At 71.4% G+C, this 17310-nt stretch carries 16 protein-coding genes and 1 riboswitch; of the genes, 7 read left to right on the top strand and 9 right to left on the bottom strand.

Going from position 1 to position 17310, the window contains the following annotated elements:
* Positions 1 to 68 precede the first annotated feature (68 nt).
* The 6 genes from ABZW18_RS24940 to ABZW18_RS24915 all read right to left on the bottom strand — a co-directional run bounded on the left by ABZW18_RS24940 (position 69) and on the right by ABZW18_RS24915 (position 5950).
* Positions 69 to 953 (bottom strand): class II fructose-bisphosphate aldolase, encoded by an 885-nt coding sequence (locus tag ABZW18_RS24940; RefSeq protein ID WP_356191186.1) that lies wholly within the window; start codon positions 951 to 953, stop codon positions 69 to 71.
* Positions 931 to 1266, bottom strand: a complete 336-nt coding sequence (locus tag ABZW18_RS24935; protein WP_356191183.1) for a hypothetical protein — start codon at positions 1264 to 1266, stop codon at positions 931 to 933. Before ABZW18_RS24935 ends, ABZW18_RS24940 begins: the two co-directional genes overlap by 23 nt.
* Positions 1263 to 2552, bottom strand: a complete 1290-nt coding sequence (locus ABZW18_RS24930) for a 1-phosphofructokinase family hexose kinase (protein ID WP_356191180.1) — start codon at positions 2550 to 2552, stop codon at positions 1263 to 1265. The genes ABZW18_RS24935 and ABZW18_RS24930 overlap by 4 nt, the downstream gene beginning before the upstream one ends.
* 93 nt (positions 2553 to 2645) lie before the next feature.
* On the bottom strand, positions 2646 to 3878 hold the full coding sequence (nagA, locus tag ABZW18_RS24925) for an N-acetylglucosamine-6-phosphate deacetylase (RefSeq protein ID WP_356191177.1): 1233 nt from the start codon (positions 3876 to 3878) through the stop codon (positions 2646 to 2648).
* The gene (locus ABZW18_RS24920; protein ID WP_356191174.1) at positions 3878 to 4885 is read right to left on the bottom strand and encodes an ROK family protein; all 1008 of its coding nucleotides are present in this window, start codon (positions 4883 to 4885) and stop codon (positions 3878 to 3880) included. The genes nagA and ABZW18_RS24920 overlap by 1 nt, the downstream gene beginning before the upstream one ends.
* Before the next feature lie 120 nt (positions 4886 to 5005).
* The gene (locus ABZW18_RS24915; protein ID WP_356191172.1) at positions 5006 to 5950 is read right to left on the bottom strand and encodes a sugar isomerase; all 945 of its coding nucleotides are present in this window, start codon (positions 5948 to 5950) and stop codon (positions 5006 to 5008) included.
* 189 nt (positions 5951 to 6139) lie between these two features.
* Here ABZW18_RS24915 and ABZW18_RS24910 point away from each other — a divergent pair, with 189 nt between their 5' ends.
* From ABZW18_RS24910 to otsB, 3 genes are read left to right on the top strand one after another with little or no spacing between them, the layout of a single operon-like run.
* Positions 6140 to 7435: an extracellular solute-binding protein gene (locus ABZW18_RS24910; protein WP_356191170.1), complete on the top strand. Its 1296-nt coding sequence runs from the start codon at positions 6140 to 6142 to the stop codon at positions 7433 to 7435.
* Between the two features lie 19 nt (positions 7436 to 7454).
* Complete coding sequence (locus tag ABZW18_RS24905; RefSeq protein ID WP_356191168.1) at positions 7455 to 7709, top strand: DUF3263 domain-containing protein; 255 nt, start codon at positions 7455 to 7457, stop codon at positions 7707 to 7709.
* Positions 7710 to 7762: 53 nt separating this feature from the next.
* A complete protein-coding gene (otsB, locus tag ABZW18_RS24900; protein ID WP_356191166.1) occupies positions 7763 to 8626 on the top strand; it encodes a trehalose-phosphatase in 864 nt (287 codons plus the stop codon).
* A gap of 31 nt (positions 8627 to 8657) precedes the next feature.
* Here the strand turns inward: otsB and ABZW18_RS24895 are convergent, their stop codons facing one another.
* Together ABZW18_RS24895 and ABZW18_RS24890 are read right to left on the bottom strand one after the other, a co-directional pair.
* Positions 8658 to 10145 (bottom strand): trehalose-6-phosphate synthase, encoded by a 1488-nt coding sequence (locus tag ABZW18_RS24895; RefSeq protein WP_356191164.1) that lies wholly within the window; start codon positions 10143 to 10145, stop codon positions 8658 to 8660.
* Positions 10146 to 10306: 161 nt separating this feature from the next.
* Positions 10307 to 11335 carry a glucosyl-3-phosphoglycerate synthase gene (locus ABZW18_RS24890; protein ID WP_356191162.1) on the bottom strand — a complete coding sequence of 343 codons (1029 nt, stop codon included), beginning with the start codon at positions 11333 to 11335 and terminating at the stop codon, positions 10307 to 10309.
* Between the two features lie 213 nt (positions 11336 to 11548).
* A riboswitch (SAM riboswitch) is annotated at positions 11549 to 11693 on the top strand.
* A 17-nt stretch (positions 11694 to 11710) separates the two neighbouring features.
* Between ABZW18_RS24890 and thrC the strand changes: the two genes are divergently transcribed.
* The 4 genes from thrC (at position 11711) to groL (ending at position 15915) form a co-directional block, all read left to right on the top strand.
* Positions 11711 to 12997 carry a threonine synthase gene (gene thrC, locus ABZW18_RS24885; protein WP_356191160.1) on the top strand — a complete coding sequence of 429 codons (1287 nt, stop codon included), beginning with the start codon at positions 11711 to 11713 and terminating at the stop codon, positions 12995 to 12997.
* Positions 12994 to 13272: a ubiquitin-like small modifier protein 1 gene (locus ABZW18_RS24880; RefSeq protein WP_356191159.1), complete on the top strand. Its 279-nt coding sequence runs from the start codon at positions 12994 to 12996 to the stop codon at positions 13270 to 13272. The genes thrC and ABZW18_RS24880 overlap by 4 nt, the downstream gene beginning before the upstream one ends.
* Before the next feature lie 469 nt (positions 13273 to 13741).
* Positions 13742 to 13945: a cold-shock protein gene (locus ABZW18_RS24875; RefSeq protein ID WP_037653356.1), complete on the top strand. Its 204-nt coding sequence runs from the start codon at positions 13742 to 13744 to the stop codon at positions 13943 to 13945.
* Positions 13946 to 14289: 344 nt separating this feature from the next.
* Entirely contained in the window at positions 14290 to 15915 is a 1626-nt protein-coding gene (gene groL, locus ABZW18_RS24870; protein WP_356191157.1) for a chaperonin GroEL, read from the top strand.
* Positions 15916 to 16031: 116 nt separating this feature from the next.
* Here groL and ABZW18_RS24865 read toward each other — a convergent pair whose 3' ends face one another.
* Positions 16032 to 16823, bottom strand: a complete 792-nt coding sequence (locus ABZW18_RS24865; protein ID WP_356191155.1) for a VOC family protein — start codon at positions 16821 to 16823, stop codon at positions 16032 to 16034.
* Between the last annotated feature and the right edge of the window lie 487 nt (positions 16824 to 17310).

Here is a 17310-nt window from a genome sequence, read left to right as displayed (position 1 = left end):
GATCTGCACCGCCCAGCCCTCGCGCCCTGCCTTCTGCAGCGTGGGGAGCGAGGGTGATTTTCGGTGCTTCACGCACCTTGGCCACGGGGTCGGCTGGAGCCGGAGCTGCCCAGTAGTGCCAGGAAGGCCGCCACGGTCTCCGCCATCGCATCCCGCGCGGGGCGCAGGTACTTGCGCGGGTCCACCGCCGTCGGGTTCGCCTCCAGGAACGCCCGTACGGCGCCCGTGCAGGCCGTGTTGAGGGCCGTTCCGATGTTGATCTTCGTCATGCCGGCCGCCACCGCCCGGCGGATCTCCTCGTCCGGGACGCCCGACGAGCCGTGCAGCACCAGCGGTACGGGCAGGGCGGCCCGTAGCCGCGCGATCAGTTCATGGTCGAGGACGGCTGTCCGCTCGGTCATGGCATGGGAGCTGCCGACGGCCACCGCCAGGGCGTCCACCCCCGTTTCGGCCACGTACGCGGCGGCCTCCGCCGGGTCGGTCCGTACTCCCGGGGTGTGCGCGTCCAGCGGAGACTCGCCCTCCTTGCCGCCGACCTTGCCGAGCTCGGCCTCCACCCAGATGCCGCGCTCGTGTCCCCAACGTACGGCCGCAGCCGTTGACTTGACGTTCTCTCCGTAACTCAGCTTCGACGCGCCGAACATCACCGAGCTGAAGCCCTCAGGGTGCGCGGCGTACAGCAGATTCACGGATTCGACGTGGTCGAGGTGGAGGGAGAGGGACGCGGTCGAGGCCCGGGCTACGGCACCGGCGGCAGCGGCGATGGCCGAGAGTCGTCCGCCGTGGAACTTCACCGCGTTCTCGGAGACTTGAAGGACCGCGGCGGCGCCCGCGGCCTCCGCGCCCTGCGCTATTGCTTCGGCGTGCTCCAGCGTGATCATGTTGAATGCCGCAACAGCGTGGCCTGCGGCCCGCGCCTGAGCGATGAGTTCACCTGTGCCGACGAGTGCCATGACCCCCACCTTCCCGGACCTGGCGGTCCGATTCCTTCGAGCCGGACACCGGAATGAGGTCTGTCGCCGCAGGGGAGTTGAGGGGGCGGCCCGCCTGCACTGGCTCCTGGCCCTGGTCCTGCTCCTGGTCCTGCTGCCGGTCCAGCTCCTGCTCCTGCTCCCGCTCCCGGTCCAGCTCCTGCTCCTGCTCCTGCTCTCGCTCCCGGTCCAGCTCCTGTGCCGGCCGTCGGTTCGGGTTGCGGATGAGCCGGTGAGCCGGACCGCCGCGGCGGTGGTTTCGGGCAGGTTCGGGCGCTCGGCCCGGGCGGTTCATGCCGCCGGCCGGTCCGTGACCTCGACCTGCGGCAGCAGATCCTCGTACGCCACGGGGTCGAACTCGCCCGCCACCGGGGCCAGTACGGTCGCCGCCGACAGCGCCACTGCCCGCGCCAGCCGGTCCGGCCAGGGAAGGCCCTCGGCCAGTCCCGACAGCAGGCCCGCGACCGCCGAGTCGCCCGCGCCCGTCGGATTGCCCGCCAAGCGGCGCGGTGGCGCCGCCCACCAACTGCCTTCCGACGTCACCGCGAGCATCCCGGCCGCGCCCAGCGAGGCCGCGACGGCGCGAGCGCCGCGGCGGCGGGCGTCGTGCGCGGCGCGCAGCGGCTCGGTGGAGCCGGTGAGCCCGGCCAACTCGTCGATGTTCGGCTTGACGAGGTCGGGGCGGGCGGCGATGCCGCGCCGCAGCGGCTCGCCGCCGGTGTCCAGCAGGATAGGGACGTTCGCGGCCTGCGCCTTCCGTATGAGCTGTGCGTACGTGCCGACCGGCAGCCCCGGCGGCAGGCTGCCGCACAGCGCGACCGCCTGTATCCCAGTCTCGCGGAGCAGCCCGGTGTACGTGGCGAGAAAGGCATTCCACTCGGATCGCCCGATGGTCGGGCCGGGCTCGTTGAGCTGGGTCGTGTCGCCGGATGTCGCGTCCACGACACCGACAGTCCGGCGGGTCGGACCGGCGATCGAGGTCAGGGCGTCGACGAGGCGACCGGCCCCTGCGGACGCTGTGGTCCCAGGGCGGCCGATGCGCAAACCGGCGGCGGGACCGGTATCGGTGAGGGGTCCGGCACCGGCGGCGGGTCCGGCATCGGTGGTGGGTCCGGCATCGGTGGTGGGAGCGGCATCGGTGGTGGGAGCGGCATCGGCTGTGGCGGAGGCGCCGGCGGCCGCGGACGGGACCGCGGCGATGGCCGAACCCGTACCCGTACCCGTACCCGGATTCGTGGTCGTACCCGTACGCGAAGCCCTACGCGCGGCCTCGCACGTACCCGCCTCCGCAGCCAGCATGTCCCGGAGTGCCGCGCCCGTCGCTCCGCCCGCGAAGCCCGTGACCACCGTCCGGTGCCCGAGCGCCGCCAGCACGCGCGCGACGTTCAGCCCCTTGCCGCCAGGCCGTTCCGACACCTCCGCCACGCGGTGTGTGGCGGAGACCGTCAGCCGTGGCACGCGGTAGGTGATGTCGAGCGCGGCATTGAGTGTCACCGTAAGGATCACCGGGCGTCCCCCTCCCGTGGTGCGTGCTGCCGGGCTCCGGCGCCACCGCCTGCGGACAAGTGCGCGAGCGATCATGCCAAAACAGCGGCGGTTGGCCCAGACTCCCGGTTCAACCGCCTTCCGCACCAGGGCATGTGGCGCGCCACTTCCGAGGTTCGGTCGGCGACGTCAGCCGCCGGCGGGCCCGGCCGCGGCGTGCGCTGCGGGGGAGATCAGCCATTTCCCCTTCCGCATGACGCCCACCAGCGTGAAGTCCCCGTCCAGCACGACCAGGTCCGCGTCCTTGCCCGGGTCCAGCGAGCCGACCCGGTCGTACACGCCCAGCAGCCGCGCCGGGTTCGCCGAGATCGCCCGGACGACCTGCTCGACCGGCACCCTGTCCACCGTCACCGCGCGCCGGAACGCCGTGTCGAGAGTGAGCGTCGAGCCCGCGATCGATCCGCCTTCGACCAGCCGGGCCACGCCGTCCTTGACCTCGACGTCCATCAGGCCGAGCGGGTAGAGGCCGTCGCCCTTCCCCGCGGCGCCCATCGCATCGGTGATGAAGGCCACGCGGTCCGCGCCCGCCCGGTGGAAGGCGAGCTCCAGAACAGCGGGGTGGAGGTGCACTCCGTCGTTGATCAGCTCGACCGTGACCCGCTCGTCCTCCAGCAGCGCGGCGACCGGACCGGGGGCGCGGTGACCGAGCCCCGGCATCGCGTTGAAGAGGTGGGTCGCCACCGTCGCGCCCGCCTCGATGGCCGCGAGCGTGGCGTCGTACGAGCCGTCTGTGTGGCCGACGGCCGCGATGACACCGTGGTCGGCGAGCAGCCGTACGGAGTCCAGGCCGCCGGGCAGTTCGGGCGCGAGGGTCATCATCCGCGCCGTGCCGCGCGCCGCGTCGACCAGCTTCCGCACGTCGGCAGGGTCCGGGTCGCGCAGCAGCGACGGCTCGTGCGCGCCGCAGCGGTTGCGGGCGATGAACGGTCCCTCGAAATGGACACCGGCCAGGTCGCCCTGCTCGACCAGTTCGGAGAGCGCGGACGCCTGGTGCGCCAGATCGTCGAGGTCGCCGGTGACCGTGGAGGCGACCATGGTGGTGGTGCCGTGGCGCCGGTGGGTCCCGATGACGTCCAGGGCCTGTTCGGCCGTCCCGGCGGAGAAGGAGGCGCCGCCGCCGCCGTGCACATGGATGTCGATGAAGCCGGGGACGATCCAGTGGTCGCCGGGGAGGGCGAGGGTGGTGATTCCACGCTCGGTGGCTCCGTGCTCGGTGGCTCCGCCCGCTGCCGTCTCGCCGCGGTCGGGCATGCCCTCCGCGTGCGGGGCGATCGTGGGGCCGTCGACGATGACGCGGCCGTCCTCGACGACGCCCGTCGGCAGCACCACGCGAGCGCCGGTAAGAACCTTGACTGCCACCATTAGGCGGTTACCTCCGCGGAGAGAAGATCCCAGGCGAGCAGACCTGCACCCAGGCATCCGGCGGTGGCCCCGAGGGCCGCCGGAACGATGTGGGGGATGTTCTGGAAGGTGATCCGCTGCTCGACCGCCGCGCGCAGCGGTACGAACAACGTTTCCCCGGCCTCGGCGAGACCGCCACCGATGATCAGTGTGCGCGGGTCGAGCAGCGTGAGGCCGGTGACGAGGCCGTCGGCGAGCGCGCTGATCGCTTCGCTCCAGACTTCCGTGGCCCTCGGGTCGCCGGACTCGACTGCCTTCGCGCAGTCGGCGGCGTCGGCGTCCGGGTTCCCGCTCGCGGCGGCCCAGGCGCGGGCCACCGCGGAGGCGGAGGCGAGGGTCTCCAGGCAGCCGTGCCGGCCGCAGCCGCAGGCCGGGCCACCGGGGCGTACGACGATATGGCCGATCTCGCCCGCGCAGCCGTGAGCTCCGGCCTCGATGCGGCCGTTGATCCCGATGGCGACCGATATGCCGGTGCCGAGCGGGACGAAGAGGAAACGGTCGGCGCCTTTCCCGGCGCCGAGGCGGCCCTCGGCGAGGCCGCCGGTGCGGACGTCGTGGCCGAGCGCTACGGGGCAGTCCGCGCTGTCTGTTGTGCCGGGGCGCTCGGCGCTGAGCCGTTCCGTGCCGACGCGTTCGGCGCCAAGTCGTTCCGCGCCGAGCCGTTCCGCGAGGAGGGCGCGGAGTGGTACGTCGCGCCAGCCGAGGTTGGCCGCGTAGACGGCGATGCCGTTCGTCTCGTCGACGATGCCGGGCACGGCTACGCCGGCCGCGGAGGGGGGCTCGCCGAACCGCTCCACGGCGAGGCCGTGGAGGTCGGCTGCGAAGTCGAGGATCGACGCGACTACGGCGTCGGGGCCGCGGTCGCGGGCTGTCGCCCGTCGGGCTTCGTGGAGCAGCGCGCCGTCCGGCCCTACGAGGGCGGCTTTCATGCCGGTGCCGCCCACGTCCAGGGCGATGACGTTTCTCACGGGTGACAGTGTCGCTCGGGACCGGGGGAGAGGTCTAGTCCACTCCTGCTCCGCCCTCGCCGGGCGGGCCGCTCCTGCCCTAAGCTCTCGGCGGCGCCGGGGGTTCGCGGGCGGCCGGTGCTAGTCAGTGAGGATCACGCTGCGTGTGAGGTTTCGTGGGTGGTCCGGGTCCTGGCCCCTGGACTCCGCCACCGCCACAGCCAGCCGCTGCGCGCGGATCAGGTCCGCCATCGGGTCCAGCGCCCGTGGGCCCGTCGCGCTGTCCGAGTCGGCGATGAGCGTGCCGCCGACCCCTGCGACATCGCCCGCGAGGCCCGGCGGAAGCGAGCCGAACATCCACGCGACCCGGTTCGGGCCGGTGATCGAGATGGGCCCGTGCCGGTACTCCATCGCCGGGTAGGACTCCGTCCACGCCCTCGCCGCCTCCCGCATCTTGAGCCCCGCCTCCTGCGCCAGCCCGTACGTCCAGCCGCGCCCCAGGAACGTCCATTGCTCCGCGGAGACCGCCGCTTCCGGCAGGGGCTGGGTGATGGCCAGTTCGGCGTCGACCGCCGCCTCGGTGACCGTCTTCACACCGGACGGGAGCGGCCCGTGGGACTCGAGCCCGGCGCGCAGCAGGGCGAGCGCCGTCGTCGCGAAGCGCGTCTGGACGACCGACTCCTCGTCGGCCCAGCCGAGCACGGCGATCGCGCCGGCCGCGTCCATGACCGGGGTCTTCGGGTCGGCTGTCAGGGTAGTCGTGGCCGTACGGTCACGCACGGCCGACAGGAGTTCCAGCACCTCCGTCGTCGTACCCGACCGGGTGATCGCGACCACCCGGTCGTACGCCCGGCCGAGCGGGAACTCCGACGAGGCGAAGGCGTCCGTCTCGCCCTGGCCCGCGGCCTCGCGGAGCGCGGCGTACGACTGCGCCATGAACCACGAGGTGCCGCACCCGGTGACCGCGACCCGCTCTCCCGGCCGCGGCAGCCCCTCCACCGTGGCCGCCGTCTCCACCGCACGGCGCCAGCAGCCGGGCTGCGTGGCTGTCTCGGCTGCGGTGCGGGACTGCTCGGCTGGCGCCATGGTCGGGTGCTCCCTCGATGCGTTGTGAGGTGATGTGCGACTGATTCCTCTCGTGGATAGCAGCCGTGACCTGCGCAGGGGAAGGGCGATACCGAAGCGGGACCGGCTTTGGTGTAGACCTTATGGGGGTGTGCGCGGGAGACTCGCACCTCGCGCGGGGTGGGGGAGCTCCGGCAGTTGGGGAGATTCATGACGAAGGTGGTATCCGCAGTGCAGCGGCGGCTCTTGGGCCTCATCGCGACAGGCGTCACGACGGCCGTGGCTCTCACGCTCTCCGGCTGCGGGGGCGTCGGTTCGGCAGCCGAGGGGGATGCGACGATCAAGCTCGTCGCGGCCGACTACGGCGACAAGCCCGGCAACAGCTCCACGAGGTACTGGGACGACCTTGCGCGGGAGTTCGAGGCCGAGAACCCCGGCATCAGCGTTGACGTCAACGTTCTCAGCTGGAACGACGTGGACCGGGAGGTCGCCGAGATGGTCAAGGCCGGCAAGGCCCCGGACATCGCCCAGATCGGCGCGTACGCCGACTACGCCGCCCAGGGCAAGCTCTACAGCGTCAACCAGCTTCTCTCCATCCCGGCCCAGGCCGACTTCCTGCCCGCCATGGCGAAGGCGGGGGAAGCGCACCGGGTGCAGTACGGGATGCCGTTCGTCTCCAGCACCCGGGTGCTCTTCTACAACAAGAAGCTGTTCGCGCGGGCCGGCATCACCGAGCCGCCGCAGACCTGGAGCGAGTTGCAGCAGGACGCGCAGAAGCTGAAGCAGGCCGGCGTGAAGGTGCCGTACGGGCTGCCGCTCGGCACCGAGGAGCCGCAGGCCGAGACGCTGAACTGGATGCTCAGCGGCGGCGGGGCGTACGTCAGCGACATCGGCAGCTACACCATCGACTCGGCCGAGAACATCAAGACGTTCGAGTGGCTGCGGGACGAGATGGTGGCCAAGGGCCTCACCAACTCCTCGCCGGGCAGGACCGACCGGAAAGAGGTCTTCGACGGCTTCACCAGCGGCGACGTCGGTATGCTCAACGGCCATCCGACGCTCATGCAGCAGGCGGACGCGAAGGGCATCGAGTACGGCATGGCGCCGCTGCCCGGCAAGGACGGGCAGTCCAGGGCGACCACGGGCGTCGCCGACTGGATGATGGCGTTCAAGCAGAACGGCCACCGTGTGGAGGCAGGCAAGTTCCTCGACTTCGCCTACCGCAAGGACAATGTGCTGGAGTTCGCCGACCGGTACGACCTGCTGCCGGTGACCACCTCGGCGTCCGAGGCGATGCGCGCCGACAAGGGCAGCCGAAGCCTCTGGAAGTTCCTCGACGAGCTGCCGACCGCCGAGTTCTACCCGGTGAGCAAGCGGTCCTGGGGCCCGGTCGTCAAGCGGCTCAAACAGTCGATCGGCACGGCCGTGGAGAAGAACGGCGACCCGGCGAGGGTGCTGGGCGCGCTCCAGCGCGAGGCCGATGCCATGGAGAACGCCACACGGTAGGGGCGGCTAGGTTAGTGGCATGACCGAGGGTGGCGAGCAGCAGCAGAGCCCGGTACTGACCGACCGGGACCGCGCCGTGCTCGGCATGGAGCGCCGGACCTGGGCGGGGCCGGGCGCCAAGGAGCGGGCCATAAGGGAGCAGCTCGGCATCTCCCCGACCCGCTACTACCAGCTGCTGAACGCTCTCCTGGACGACCCGCTCGCCCTCGCCCACGACCCGGTGACGGTCAACCGCCTCCGCCGTATCCGGGAGTCCCGGCGCCGCAACCGGTGACCTGGCCGGTCGAACGCCTACGCGGCCGCCGCACCCCCGGTAGTGTCGGGCTCATGGGCAGCATCCCCGATTTCCTGCCGACCCCCGCCACCCCCGCCGGCCGCGACGGTCTCGCCGCGTTGCTGGAGCGGCCCGAACGGTCGGTGGTGGCACTCGACTTCGACGGCACCCTCGCGCCGATCGTGCCGGACCCGGACCAGGCCCGGGCCCACCCACGCACCGTACCGGCCCTCGCCCGGCTGGCACCGCGGGTCGGCTCGATCGCCGTGATCACCGGCCGGCCGGCCGGGGTCGCGGTGCGGTACGGCGGCTTCGCCGGAGTGCCGGGCCTGGAGCATCTGGTGGTGCTGGGCCACTACGGCGCCGAGCGCTGGGACGCGGCGACCGCGACCGTGCACGCCCCGGCCCCGCACCCGGGAGTCGCCGCCGTCCAGGCCGAACTGCCCGGCGTCCTCGACCACAACGGCGCCTGGCGCGGCACCTATGTGGAGGACAAGGGCCGCGCGATCGCGGTCCACACCCGCCGCGCCGAGGACCCGCAGACGGCGTTCGAGCAGTTGCGCGAGCCGCTGTACGAGCTGGCGGAACGGCACGGGCTGATCGTCGAGCCGGGCCGGATGGTCCTGGAACTGCGCCCTCCGGGCGTCGACAAGGGCGTGGCGCTGGAGGAGTACGTACGGGAGTCGGGCGCCGGCGCGGTCCTCTACGCCGGTGACGACCTCGGTGACCTCGCCGCCTTCGCGGCGGTGGAGAAGCTCAGGTCCGACGGCCTGCCCGGTGTCCTGGTGTGCAGCGGCAGCACCGAGGTCACCGAACTCGCCGAGCGGGCGGACCTGGTGGTCGACGGCCCGGCGGGTGTGGTGGACCTGCTGAACGCACTGGCGGACGCCGTGGATCCGCCGGCGGAGAGCCGCTGACGAAGGCGGGCGGGTGGGTGCCGGGCGCGCCTCAGTACTCCAGCGCCCTCAACTGGTCGAGGAACCACCGCTGCGGCGGCAGCGCCGTGGCCGCCGCGGCCAGCCGCTTCGTGCGCTCCGCGCGCTCCCCCTCGGGCATCGACAGCGCCTCCCTCAGCGCCTCCGCCGTCCCCGACACGTCGTACGGGTTCACCACGACCGCCTCCGCGCCAAGCTCCTCGTACGCTCCCGCCTCCCGCGACAGCACCAGGGCACAGCCCTTCTCCGAGATCACCGGAATCTCCTTCGCGACGAGGTTCATGCCGTCGCGGATCGGGTTGACCAGCGCGACATCCGCCAGGCGGTAGGCGGCGAGCGAGCGGGCGAAGTCGTCCTTCACATGGAGGATCACCGGCCGCCAGCCGTCCGTACCGAATTCGGAGTTGATCTCGTCGGCGACGCGCTGCACCTCGGCCGTGTAGTCGCGGTAGACGGCCAGGTCCTGCCGGGAGGGGTAGGCGAAGGCTACGTGGACGACGTGGCCGCGCCACTCGGGGCGGTCGGTGAGCAGCTGCCGGTAGGCGTGCAGGCCGCGGACGATGTTCTTGGACAGCTCCGTGCGGTCGACGCGGACGATCACCCGGCGGTTCTCACCGATCTGCTCGCGCAGCGCCGCCAGCCGCTCGTCCACGTCCGGGCGGTGGGCCCGTTCCCGCAGGAAGTCGGCGTCCGCGCCGAGGCCGTGCACGCCGAGCCGGGTCGTACGGCCCTCGCTCGTGACGGCCGCGGCGCCGATTTCGGCACCCAGCACCTCAGCGCCGAGCACATCCACACAGCAGTCGGCGAAGGCGTCGGCCCAGCGCCGGGTGAGGAAGGCGGCCCGGTCCGCGCCCAGGATGCCCCGCAGCAGCTGCCGGGCGATGTCGTCGGGGAGCAGCCGGAAGTAGTCCACCGGCGCCCAGGGCGTGTGGGAGAAGTGGCCGATCCGCAGGTCGGGGCGGCGCCGCCGGAGCATGCCGGGGACCAGGCACAGGTGGTAGTCCTGCACGAGGACGGCGGCGTCCTCCGCGGCCTCCTGGGCGATCGCGTCGGCGAAGGCCGCGTTGTACGCCTCGTACGCCGTCCACTGCGCGCGGAAGTCGGCGTCGAAGGACGGCTCCAGAGGCGTCTGGTACAGCAGGTGGTGGAGGAACCACAGCATGGAGTTGGCGATGCCGTTGTAGGCGGCGGCGAAGACTGTGGGGTCGATGTCGATCATCCGGACCTGCTGGCCGCCGGTGTCGGCCGGGTCGAGCCTGCCGCCCGTCCGGCTGACGGCCTCGCGGTCGGCGTCGCTCAGCGCCGCGCACACCCACAGGGCGTCGGCGTCGGGCCCGATCGCACTGAGCCCGGAGACCAGACCGCCGCCGCCGCGCTTGGCGGTCAGCGTGGGAGCGCCTGACGGGGCGCTTGGCCCGGGTGGACCGTCCTCGTGCAGGGTGTACGACACCGGGCCGCGGTTGGACGCGACGAGAATCCGGGCAGCCTGCTCTGCGACCATGCCGCGAGCCTAGCCCGCGACAGATCCGCTCAAACGTACGGCTTCGTCATACAGGGGGAATGAACGGAAGTCTCCGGCCATGAAAGACGCAGTCGGGACCGCCGCTCCCGGCCGCTCCGGCCGTCGGCCGATCCGGCCCGGTCGGGCTCTGTACGGCCGGGTCAGGCCACCTGGCCGCTGCTCGCCGCCCGGCGGCGCCGGTACTCCGGGATCGTGATCATCGGGGGGCGTTCCTCGGCCGCCACCTGGTGGACGGTCGGGGTGAAGCCCCCCTCGGTCCGGTCGAACTGGGTCAGCACAGGCCGGACGAGATGGCCGCGCGCCAGCCGGGCGTGGGCGGTGCGGTAGATCGTCGCGGCCATCCGGCCGAGCGCCTGGCTGTCCTGGTGCCGGTGGAGCCGTACACCGACATCCACCTGGGCGAGCGCGTCGAGCCCGGCGAGCTCCAGCGCGTCGATGAGCATGCCCAGCTCGACGCCGTAGCCGACGGGGAACGGGAGCTGCTCGAGGAGGGAGCGGCGGACCGCGTACTCGCCGCCCAGCGGCTGGACGAATCCGGCCAGCTGCGGCCAGTGCAGATTGAGCAGCGGCCGGGCGACCAGCTCGGTGACGCGCCCGCCCTGCTCGACCCCGCCCTGCTCGACCCAGCCCTGCCCGGCCCCGGCCGGGCTCCCGGCACGGTTGCCGACGTCGCCGAGCGGCCGCTCGTACATCGCCTTGACCAGCTGTATGTCCGGCTCGGTGAGCAACGGGCCGACGATCCCGGAGACGAAGCGGGCGGAGAAGTCGCGGAGGTCGGCGTCGACGAAGCAGACGATCTCGCCGCCGGTCACGAGCAGGGAGCGCCACAGCACCTCGCCCTTGCCGGGCAGCGCGGGCAGCCGCGGCAGCACCGAGTCCCGGTGCACCACCCGGGCCCCGGCCGCGGCGGCCACCTCGGCCGTACGGTCCGTGGAGCCGGAGTCCAGCACCACCAGCTCGTCGACGAGGGGCACGGCCTCGCTCATCAGCTCGCGGCGGACCGACTCCACGATCGGCCCGACCGTGGCCTCCTCGTCGAGCGCGGGCAGCACCACGCTGACCGTCCCGGCGGCCCCCGCGGCGCGCTTGGCGGCGAGCAGCCGGCTCAGCGGGCGGTCGGCGGCCGACCAGGAGCGGCGCTCCAGCCAGCGCTCCACCTCTTCCAGCACCTGCGTTCGTCTCCCTGTCCGCCGCGCCGGCGGCTGGTGTGGTTTTTGGCGGGTCCGGCTGCCTCGGCAGCGGCCGTGTACCGTCCATCTCGCGGTTCGGACGACTATCTCAACAGTCCGGGCCTTCGGTTACAGTCTTGAACAACGCGTAAGCCCCCTTCATGTCGGGGTGGCCTGCGCCGACAAACGCCCGGGCCCCGCCCGGTGCCATACCGCTCATCCAGAGGGGCAGAGGGAACGGCCCGTTGAAGCCCCGGCAACCCTCCGGTCGGTACTCCGTTTTTCCAACGCGAGGCTCCCGGCTCGGGAAGGTGCCAATTCCGTCTCGTGGCGAAGTACGTCACGGGGAAGATGAGGAGAAAGGGCCTCGCCTCCATGGCTGTGCAAGCTACCGAAACCAGCTCCACCTCCACTGTCGCTCTAGGACCCGCCGCCGCGCTGTCCTGCCGCGAGTGCGGTGAGCGTTTCGCCCTCGGCCCGATCTTCGCGTGCGAGGTCTGTTTCGGGCCGCTCGAGGTCGCCTACGACCTGCCGGGCGGCGACCCCGAGAGCCTGCGCAAGCGAATCGCCGCCGGACCGGACAACATCTGGCGCTACGCCCCGCTGCTTCCCGTACCGGCGGACGTCGCCGGCAAGCCGAGCCTGAACCCCGGCTTCACCAAGCTGGTCAAGGCCGACAACCTCGCCCGCGAGCTCGGCGTGACCGGCGGACTGCACGTCAAGGACGACTCCGGGAACCCGACGCACTCCTTCAAGGACCGCGTCGTCGCCATCGCCGTCGAGGCCGCCCGTGCCTTCGGCTTCACCACCCTCTCGTGCTCCTCCACCGGGAACCTCGCGGGCGCCGTCGGCGCCGCCGCCGCGCGGGCGGGCTTCCGGTCCTGCGTGTTCATCCCGCACGACCTGGAGGCGGGCAAGGTCGTCATGGCCGCGGTCTACGGCGGCGACCTGGTCGGCATCGAGGGCACGTACGACGATGTGAACCGGTTCTGCAGCGAGCTGATCGGTGACCCGATCGGCGAGGGCTGGGGCTTCGTCAACGTCAACCTGCGCCCGTACTACGGCGAGGGTTCCAAGACCCTGGCGTACGAGATCTGCGAGCAGCTCGGCTGGCGGCTCCCGGACAACATCGTCATCCCGATCGCCTCCGGCTCCCAGCTCACGAAGATCGACAAGGGGCTGAAGGAGCTGATCCAGGTCGGTCTCGTCGAGGACAAGCCGTACAAGCTCTTCGGCGCCCAGGCCGAGGGCTGCTCCCCGGTCTCGCGGGCCTTCAAGGACGGCCACGACGTCGTACGGCCCGTGAAGCCCGACACCATCGCCAAGTCGCTCGCGATCGGCAACCCCGCCGACGGCCCGTACGTCCTGGACATCTGCCGCCGTACCGGTGGCGCGGTGGAGGACGTCGACGACGAGCAGATCGTCGACGCCATCAAGCTGCTGGCCCGTACGGAGGGCATCTTCGCGGAGACCGCCGGTGGCGTGACCGTCGGCGTGCTGCGCAAGCTGATCGAGAGCGGTCAGCTCGACCCGGTCGGCGAGACGGTGGTGCTGAACACCGGCGACGGCCTGAAAACGCTGGACGCGGTGGCCCCCACCACGGGCCCGTCCGCGACCATCCGCCCCAACCTGGACTCTTTCCGAGAGGCTGGCCTCGTATGAGCGTCAACGTCCGTATCCCGACCATCCTGCGCACCTACACCGGCGGCAAGGCCGAGGTACCGGCTGACGGCGCGACCCTCGCCGAGGTCCTCGAGTCCCTGGAGAAGAACCACCCGGGCATCGCCGCGCGCGTCCTGGACGACGCCGGCAAGCTGCGCCGTTTCGTCAACGTCTACGTCAACGACGACGACGTGCGCTTCGAGGACGGCCTGCAGACGGTCACGCCGGACGGCGCCGGCGTCTCGATCATCCCGGCGGTCGCCGGGGGCTGCTGAGCGGCCGTCACGGCGACTGACGGAGCGGCTCCGGCACCGCTCCTGAGCAGGCTACCGAGCAGTAAACGCAACAACCTTGCGTAATGGAAATGACCCCCTCCGTGAGAGAAACGGAGGGGGTCATTCTGCGTGGTTGAGCGGGGTACAGTTGGGCGATCCCGCTCCGGCGTCATGCCGACTGCATATGAGAACACGACAAGATGTGCCCGAAGTGTGTGCGCAATTTGTCGCGATGATGCTCTATGTCCGGCCCGAGTTGCCCTGAATTCTCGGTAATTCAGTGGATGGCTCCCGTCAGCCGTGTCCAGAATTCTCGTCCGTTTGACCTGTTGCAGACGGCATCTGTGCAGATACATTCAGCCGCGGTCGACGCGTTCCGGCGCACAACCCCCACCTGTCGGGGGGTGAATTCCGACCCGGGTCCGCGGAGTGCGGACCTGTGCAAGGGCCAGTAATAGGGGAGTTAGGGATGGCTCAGGGCACCGTCAAGTGGTTCAACGCGGAGAAGGGGTACGGCTTCATCGCGGTCGACGGTGGTGCGGACGTCTTCGTGCACTACAGCGCGATTCAGATGGACGGCTACCGCACCCTCGAGGAAGGTCAGCGGGTCGAGTTCGAGATCTCGCAGGGCCAGAAGGGGCCGCAGGCGGACATGGTCCGCGTAGCAGTCTGATCGCGCGCCGACCGACAACGAGTGTGCACAGGGCCCGTACCCCGCAGGGGGTGCGGGCCCTCTGCCGTGCCGGTCGCGGCGCGTGTCCGCAGGTCCCCGGGTCGACCACCCCTCGGCGGCTCGCGGGCCGCTTGCACTCGACCCCCTCGAGTGCTAATCATTGGCGTTAGCACTCTGACGTTGAGAGTGACAGAAGGACCGGGTCGGTGAGGTCCGTGGGCCGGGCGGGGCAAGGAACCGTCAGGCACGCAGGCCGTCCGTCGCGGGCGCCAGCGCGGTCCGAAGTATCCACCCTCCCCCAGACTTCGTCCGGGGGGACCCCCAGTCCGGGAGGACCACTTCACATGGCCAAGATCATCGCGTTCGACGAGGAGGCGCGGCGCGGCCTCGAGCGCGGGATGAACCAGCTCGCCGACGCCGTCAGGGTGACCCTCGGTCCCAAGGGCCGGAACGTCGTCCTTGAGAAGAAGTGGGGAGCCCCCACGATCACCAACGATGGTGTGTCCATCGCCAAGGAGATCGAGCTCGAGGACCCGTACGAGAAGATCGGCGCCGAGCTGGTCAAGGAGGTCGCCAAGAAGACGGACGACGTTGCCGGTGACGGCACGACGACCGCGACCGTCCTCGCCCAGGCGCTGGTCCGCGAGGGTCTGCGCAACGTTGCCGCCGGCGCCAACCCGATGGCCCTCAAGCGCGGGATCGAGAAGGCCGTTGAGGCCGTCTCCGCCCAGCTGCTCGAGCAGGCCAAGGATGTGGAGACCAAGGAGCAGATCGCTTCCACGGCCTCCATCTCCGCCGCCGACACCCAGATCGGCGAGCTCATCGCCGAGGCGATGGACAAGGTCGGCAAGGAAGGCGTCATCACCGTCGAGGAGTCGCAGACCTTCGGGCTCGAGCTCGAGCTCACCGAGGGCATGCGCTTCGACAAGGGCTACATCTCCGCGTACTTCGCGACCGACATGGAGCGTATGGAGGCGTCCCTGGACGACCCGTACATCCTGATCGTCAACTCCAAGATCTCCAGCGTGAAGGACCTCCTTCCGCTGCTGGAGAAGGTCATGCAGTCGGGCAAGCCGCTGCTGATCATCGCCGAGGACGTCGAGGGCGAAGCCCTCTCGACCCTGGTCGTCAACAAGATCCGTGGCACCTTCAAGTCCGTTGCCGTCAAGGCTCCGGGCTTCGGTGACCGCCGCAAGGCCATGCTCGGCGACATCGCCATCCTCACCGGTGGCACCGTCATCTCCGAGGAGGTCGGCCTCAAGCTCGAGAACGCCGGTCTCGACCTGCTGGGCCGTGCACGCAAGGTCGTCATCACCAAGGACGAGACGACCATCGTCGACGGCGCCGGTGAGAGCGACCAGGTCCAGGGCCGCGTGAACCAGATCCGTGCCGAGATCGAGAACTCGGACTCGGACTACGACCGCGAGAAGCTCCAGGAGCGCCTCGCGAAGCTGGCCGGCGGCGTGGCCGTCATCAAGGCCGGCGCCGCGACCGAGGTCGAGCTCAAGGAGCGCAAGCACCGCATCGAGGACGCGGTGCGCAACGCCAAGGCCGCTGTCGAGGAGGGCATCGTCGCCGGTGGTGGCGTGGCTCTGCTGCAGACCGTCTCCGTGTTCGAGAAGCTCGAGCTCGAGGGCGACGAGGCCACCGGTGCCCAGGCCGTACGCCTGGCCCTGGAGGCCCCGCTGAAGCAGATCGCGGTCAACGCCGGCCTCGAGGGCGGCGTCGTTGTGGAGAAGGTGCGCAACCTGACCCCGGGTCACGGCCTCAACGCCGCGACCGGCGAGTACGTCGACCTGGTCGCCGAGGGCATCATCGACCCGGCCAAGGTGACGCGCTCGGCGCTGCAGAACGCCGCGTCCATCGCCGCGCTCTTCCTCACCACCGAGGCCGTCATCGCCGACAAGCCCGAGAAGGCCGGCGCGGCCGCGCCGGGCGGCGGCATGCCGGGCGGTGACATGGACTTCTGATCCGGCTCGTACGGATCGGCTGTTCCAGCTGTACGACCGAGGGCGGCACCCCCATCGCGGGGGGTGCCGCCCTCGGGCGTTCCCGGGCTGCGATCTGCGGCTCCTGTGTCAGTCCGTCAGGCGGGGGTCGGGCCGGTCGAGTCGATGACGGAGAAGACGGCTCCCTGCGGATCCGTGACCACCGCCATCCGCCCCGCCGCCATATCGAACGGAGCCCGGAGCACCGAACCGCCCGTGGAGGACAGCTTCGCGACGCAGTCGTCGGTGTTCCCGACCGAGAAGTACGTCATCCAGTGCGCGGGGGTGCCGGACGGTGTGTCCCCGCGCATCGGGTTGAGACCGCCGACCGTGCGGCCGTTCACGGCGAGCGCGAAGTAGTCCTCGGCGCCCTCCATCGCGGAGACCTCGATCCCGAGCGCCGCGGAGTAGAACGCCCCTGCCGCCTCGCGGTCTTCGGTGTTGAGCTCGCTCCAGATCAGCGCGCCGGGCTCATTGACGATGCCCGCGCCGAGAAAGTCCCGCGGCTCCCAGACGCCGAAGACCGCTCCGGTGGGATCGGCTGCCACGAGCATCCGCCCGAGATCCATCACGTCCATGGCCGACGACAGCACGGTGCCGCCGTTGCCGGTGACCGCCTGCTCGGTGGCGTTGGCGTTCGCGGAGGCGAAGTAGGTGGTCCATACGGTGGGTGGCGCGGGCTGTTCGCCCATGGCCTCCGCCGACATGATGCCGGCGACCGGCCGGCCGTGGAGTGAGCACACCGCATATCCGCCGGTCTCGGCCGGGCCGATCTCACCGGTCCAGCCGAACAGTTCGCCGTAGAAGTCCAGGGCGGCCTGCTGATCCGGGGCCACGAGGTCGATCCAGCAGGGTGTGCCGGGCTGGTAGGGGACGGTGACTTCGGGCATCGGTGCCTCCAGGTCGGGTCCGGCCGCCTCTGGTGGCCGGAGCGCAAGCAGCCCCCCGGCCACCTTCCCCACCCCCGGCCACCCGTGCCACTCGGCGCGCCGAACCGGTCGCCTGTGCGGCACACCCGTTCGGTGGGGATCGTTGCTCGGGGAGTGGGCGCGCTCGGCAGGGCGGAGGCCGCGCGGCCGCCTCCGGCGTGTGCCGGGCCGGTGCACGGGCCCAGCCCGGCGCTCGGACGGGGGTTCGCCGCCATCGAGGGACTGGGATGAGCGAGGCTCAGGCGTCCGCCCGGAACGGCGCGCTTTCTTCAGGGCCGGGTCCTTCCCCCGCACCCTTTCGGCGAGGGAAGTCTCCGGCGTCCCAGTCAGGTACCGAGACGACGAAACGACCTGGCCGGGGGGGGCCGCCCGGGGGGGGGGGGGGCCGCCGGGGGGGGGGGGGCGCCCCCGGCCCCCCCCCCCCCGCCCGGGGACCCGCCCCACAGGG

This window comes from Streptomyces sp. NPDC004647 (assembly GCF_040609575.1).
GTDB lineage: Bacteria > Actinomycetota > Actinomycetes > Streptomycetales > Streptomycetaceae > Streptomyces.
This window is presented reverse-complemented; position numbering and strand designations above follow the sequence as displayed.

Excerpts from the sequence above, each read along its gene's own strand:
- ABZW18_RS24895 (WP_356191164.1), bottom strand. The coding sequence starts at position 10,145 with ATGGTCGCAGAGCAGGCTGCCCGGATTCTCGTCGCGTCCAACCGCGGC.
- ABZW18_RS24875 (WP_037653356.1), top strand. The coding sequence starts at position 13,742 with ATGGCTCAGGGCACCGTCAAGTGGTTCAACGCGGAGAAGGGGTACGGC.
- ABZW18_RS24930 (WP_356191180.1), bottom strand. The coding sequence starts at position 2,552 with ATGATCGCTCGCGCACTTGTCCGCAGGCGGTGGCGCCGGAGCCCGGCA.
- ABZW18_RS24935 (WP_356191183.1), bottom strand. The coding sequence starts at position 1,266 with ATGAACCGCCCGGGCCGAGCGCCCGAACCTGCCCGAAACCACCGCCGC.
- ABZW18_RS24910 (WP_356191170.1), top strand. The coding sequence starts at position 6,140 with ATGACGAAGGTGGTATCCGCAGTGCAGCGGCGGCTCTTGGGCCTCATC.
- otsB (WP_356191166.1), top strand. The coding sequence starts at position 7,763 with ATGGGCAGCATCCCCGATTTCCTGCCGACCCCCGCCACCCCCGCCGGC.
- ABZW18_RS24915 (WP_356191172.1), bottom strand. The coding sequence starts at position 5,950 with ATGGCGCCAGCCGAGCAGTCCCGCACCGCAGCCGAGACAGCCACGCAG.
- groL (WP_356191157.1), top strand. The coding sequence starts at position 14,290 with ATGGCCAAGATCATCGCGTTCGACGAGGAGGCGCGGCGCGGCCTCGAG.
- ABZW18_RS24865 (WP_356191155.1), bottom strand. The coding sequence starts at position 16,823 with ATGCCCGAAGTCACCGTCCCCTACCAGCCCGGCACACCCTGCTGGATC.
- ABZW18_RS24940 (WP_356191186.1), bottom strand. The coding sequence starts at position 953 with ATGGCACTCGTCGGCACAGGTGAACTCATCGCTCAGGCGCGGGCCGCA.
- ABZW18_RS24905 (WP_356191168.1), top strand. The coding sequence starts at position 7,455 with ATGACCGAGGGTGGCGAGCAGCAGCAGAGCCCGGTACTGACCGACCGG.
- nagA (WP_356191177.1), bottom strand. The coding sequence starts at position 3,878 with ATGGTGGCAGTCAAGGTTCTTACCGGCGCTCGCGTGGTGCTGCCGACG.
- ABZW18_RS24880 (WP_356191159.1), top strand. The coding sequence starts at position 12,994 with ATGAGCGTCAACGTCCGTATCCCGACCATCCTGCGCACCTACACCGGC.
- thrC (WP_356191160.1), top strand. The coding sequence starts at position 11,711 with ATGGCTGTGCAAGCTACCGAAACCAGCTCCACCTCCACTGTCGCTCTA.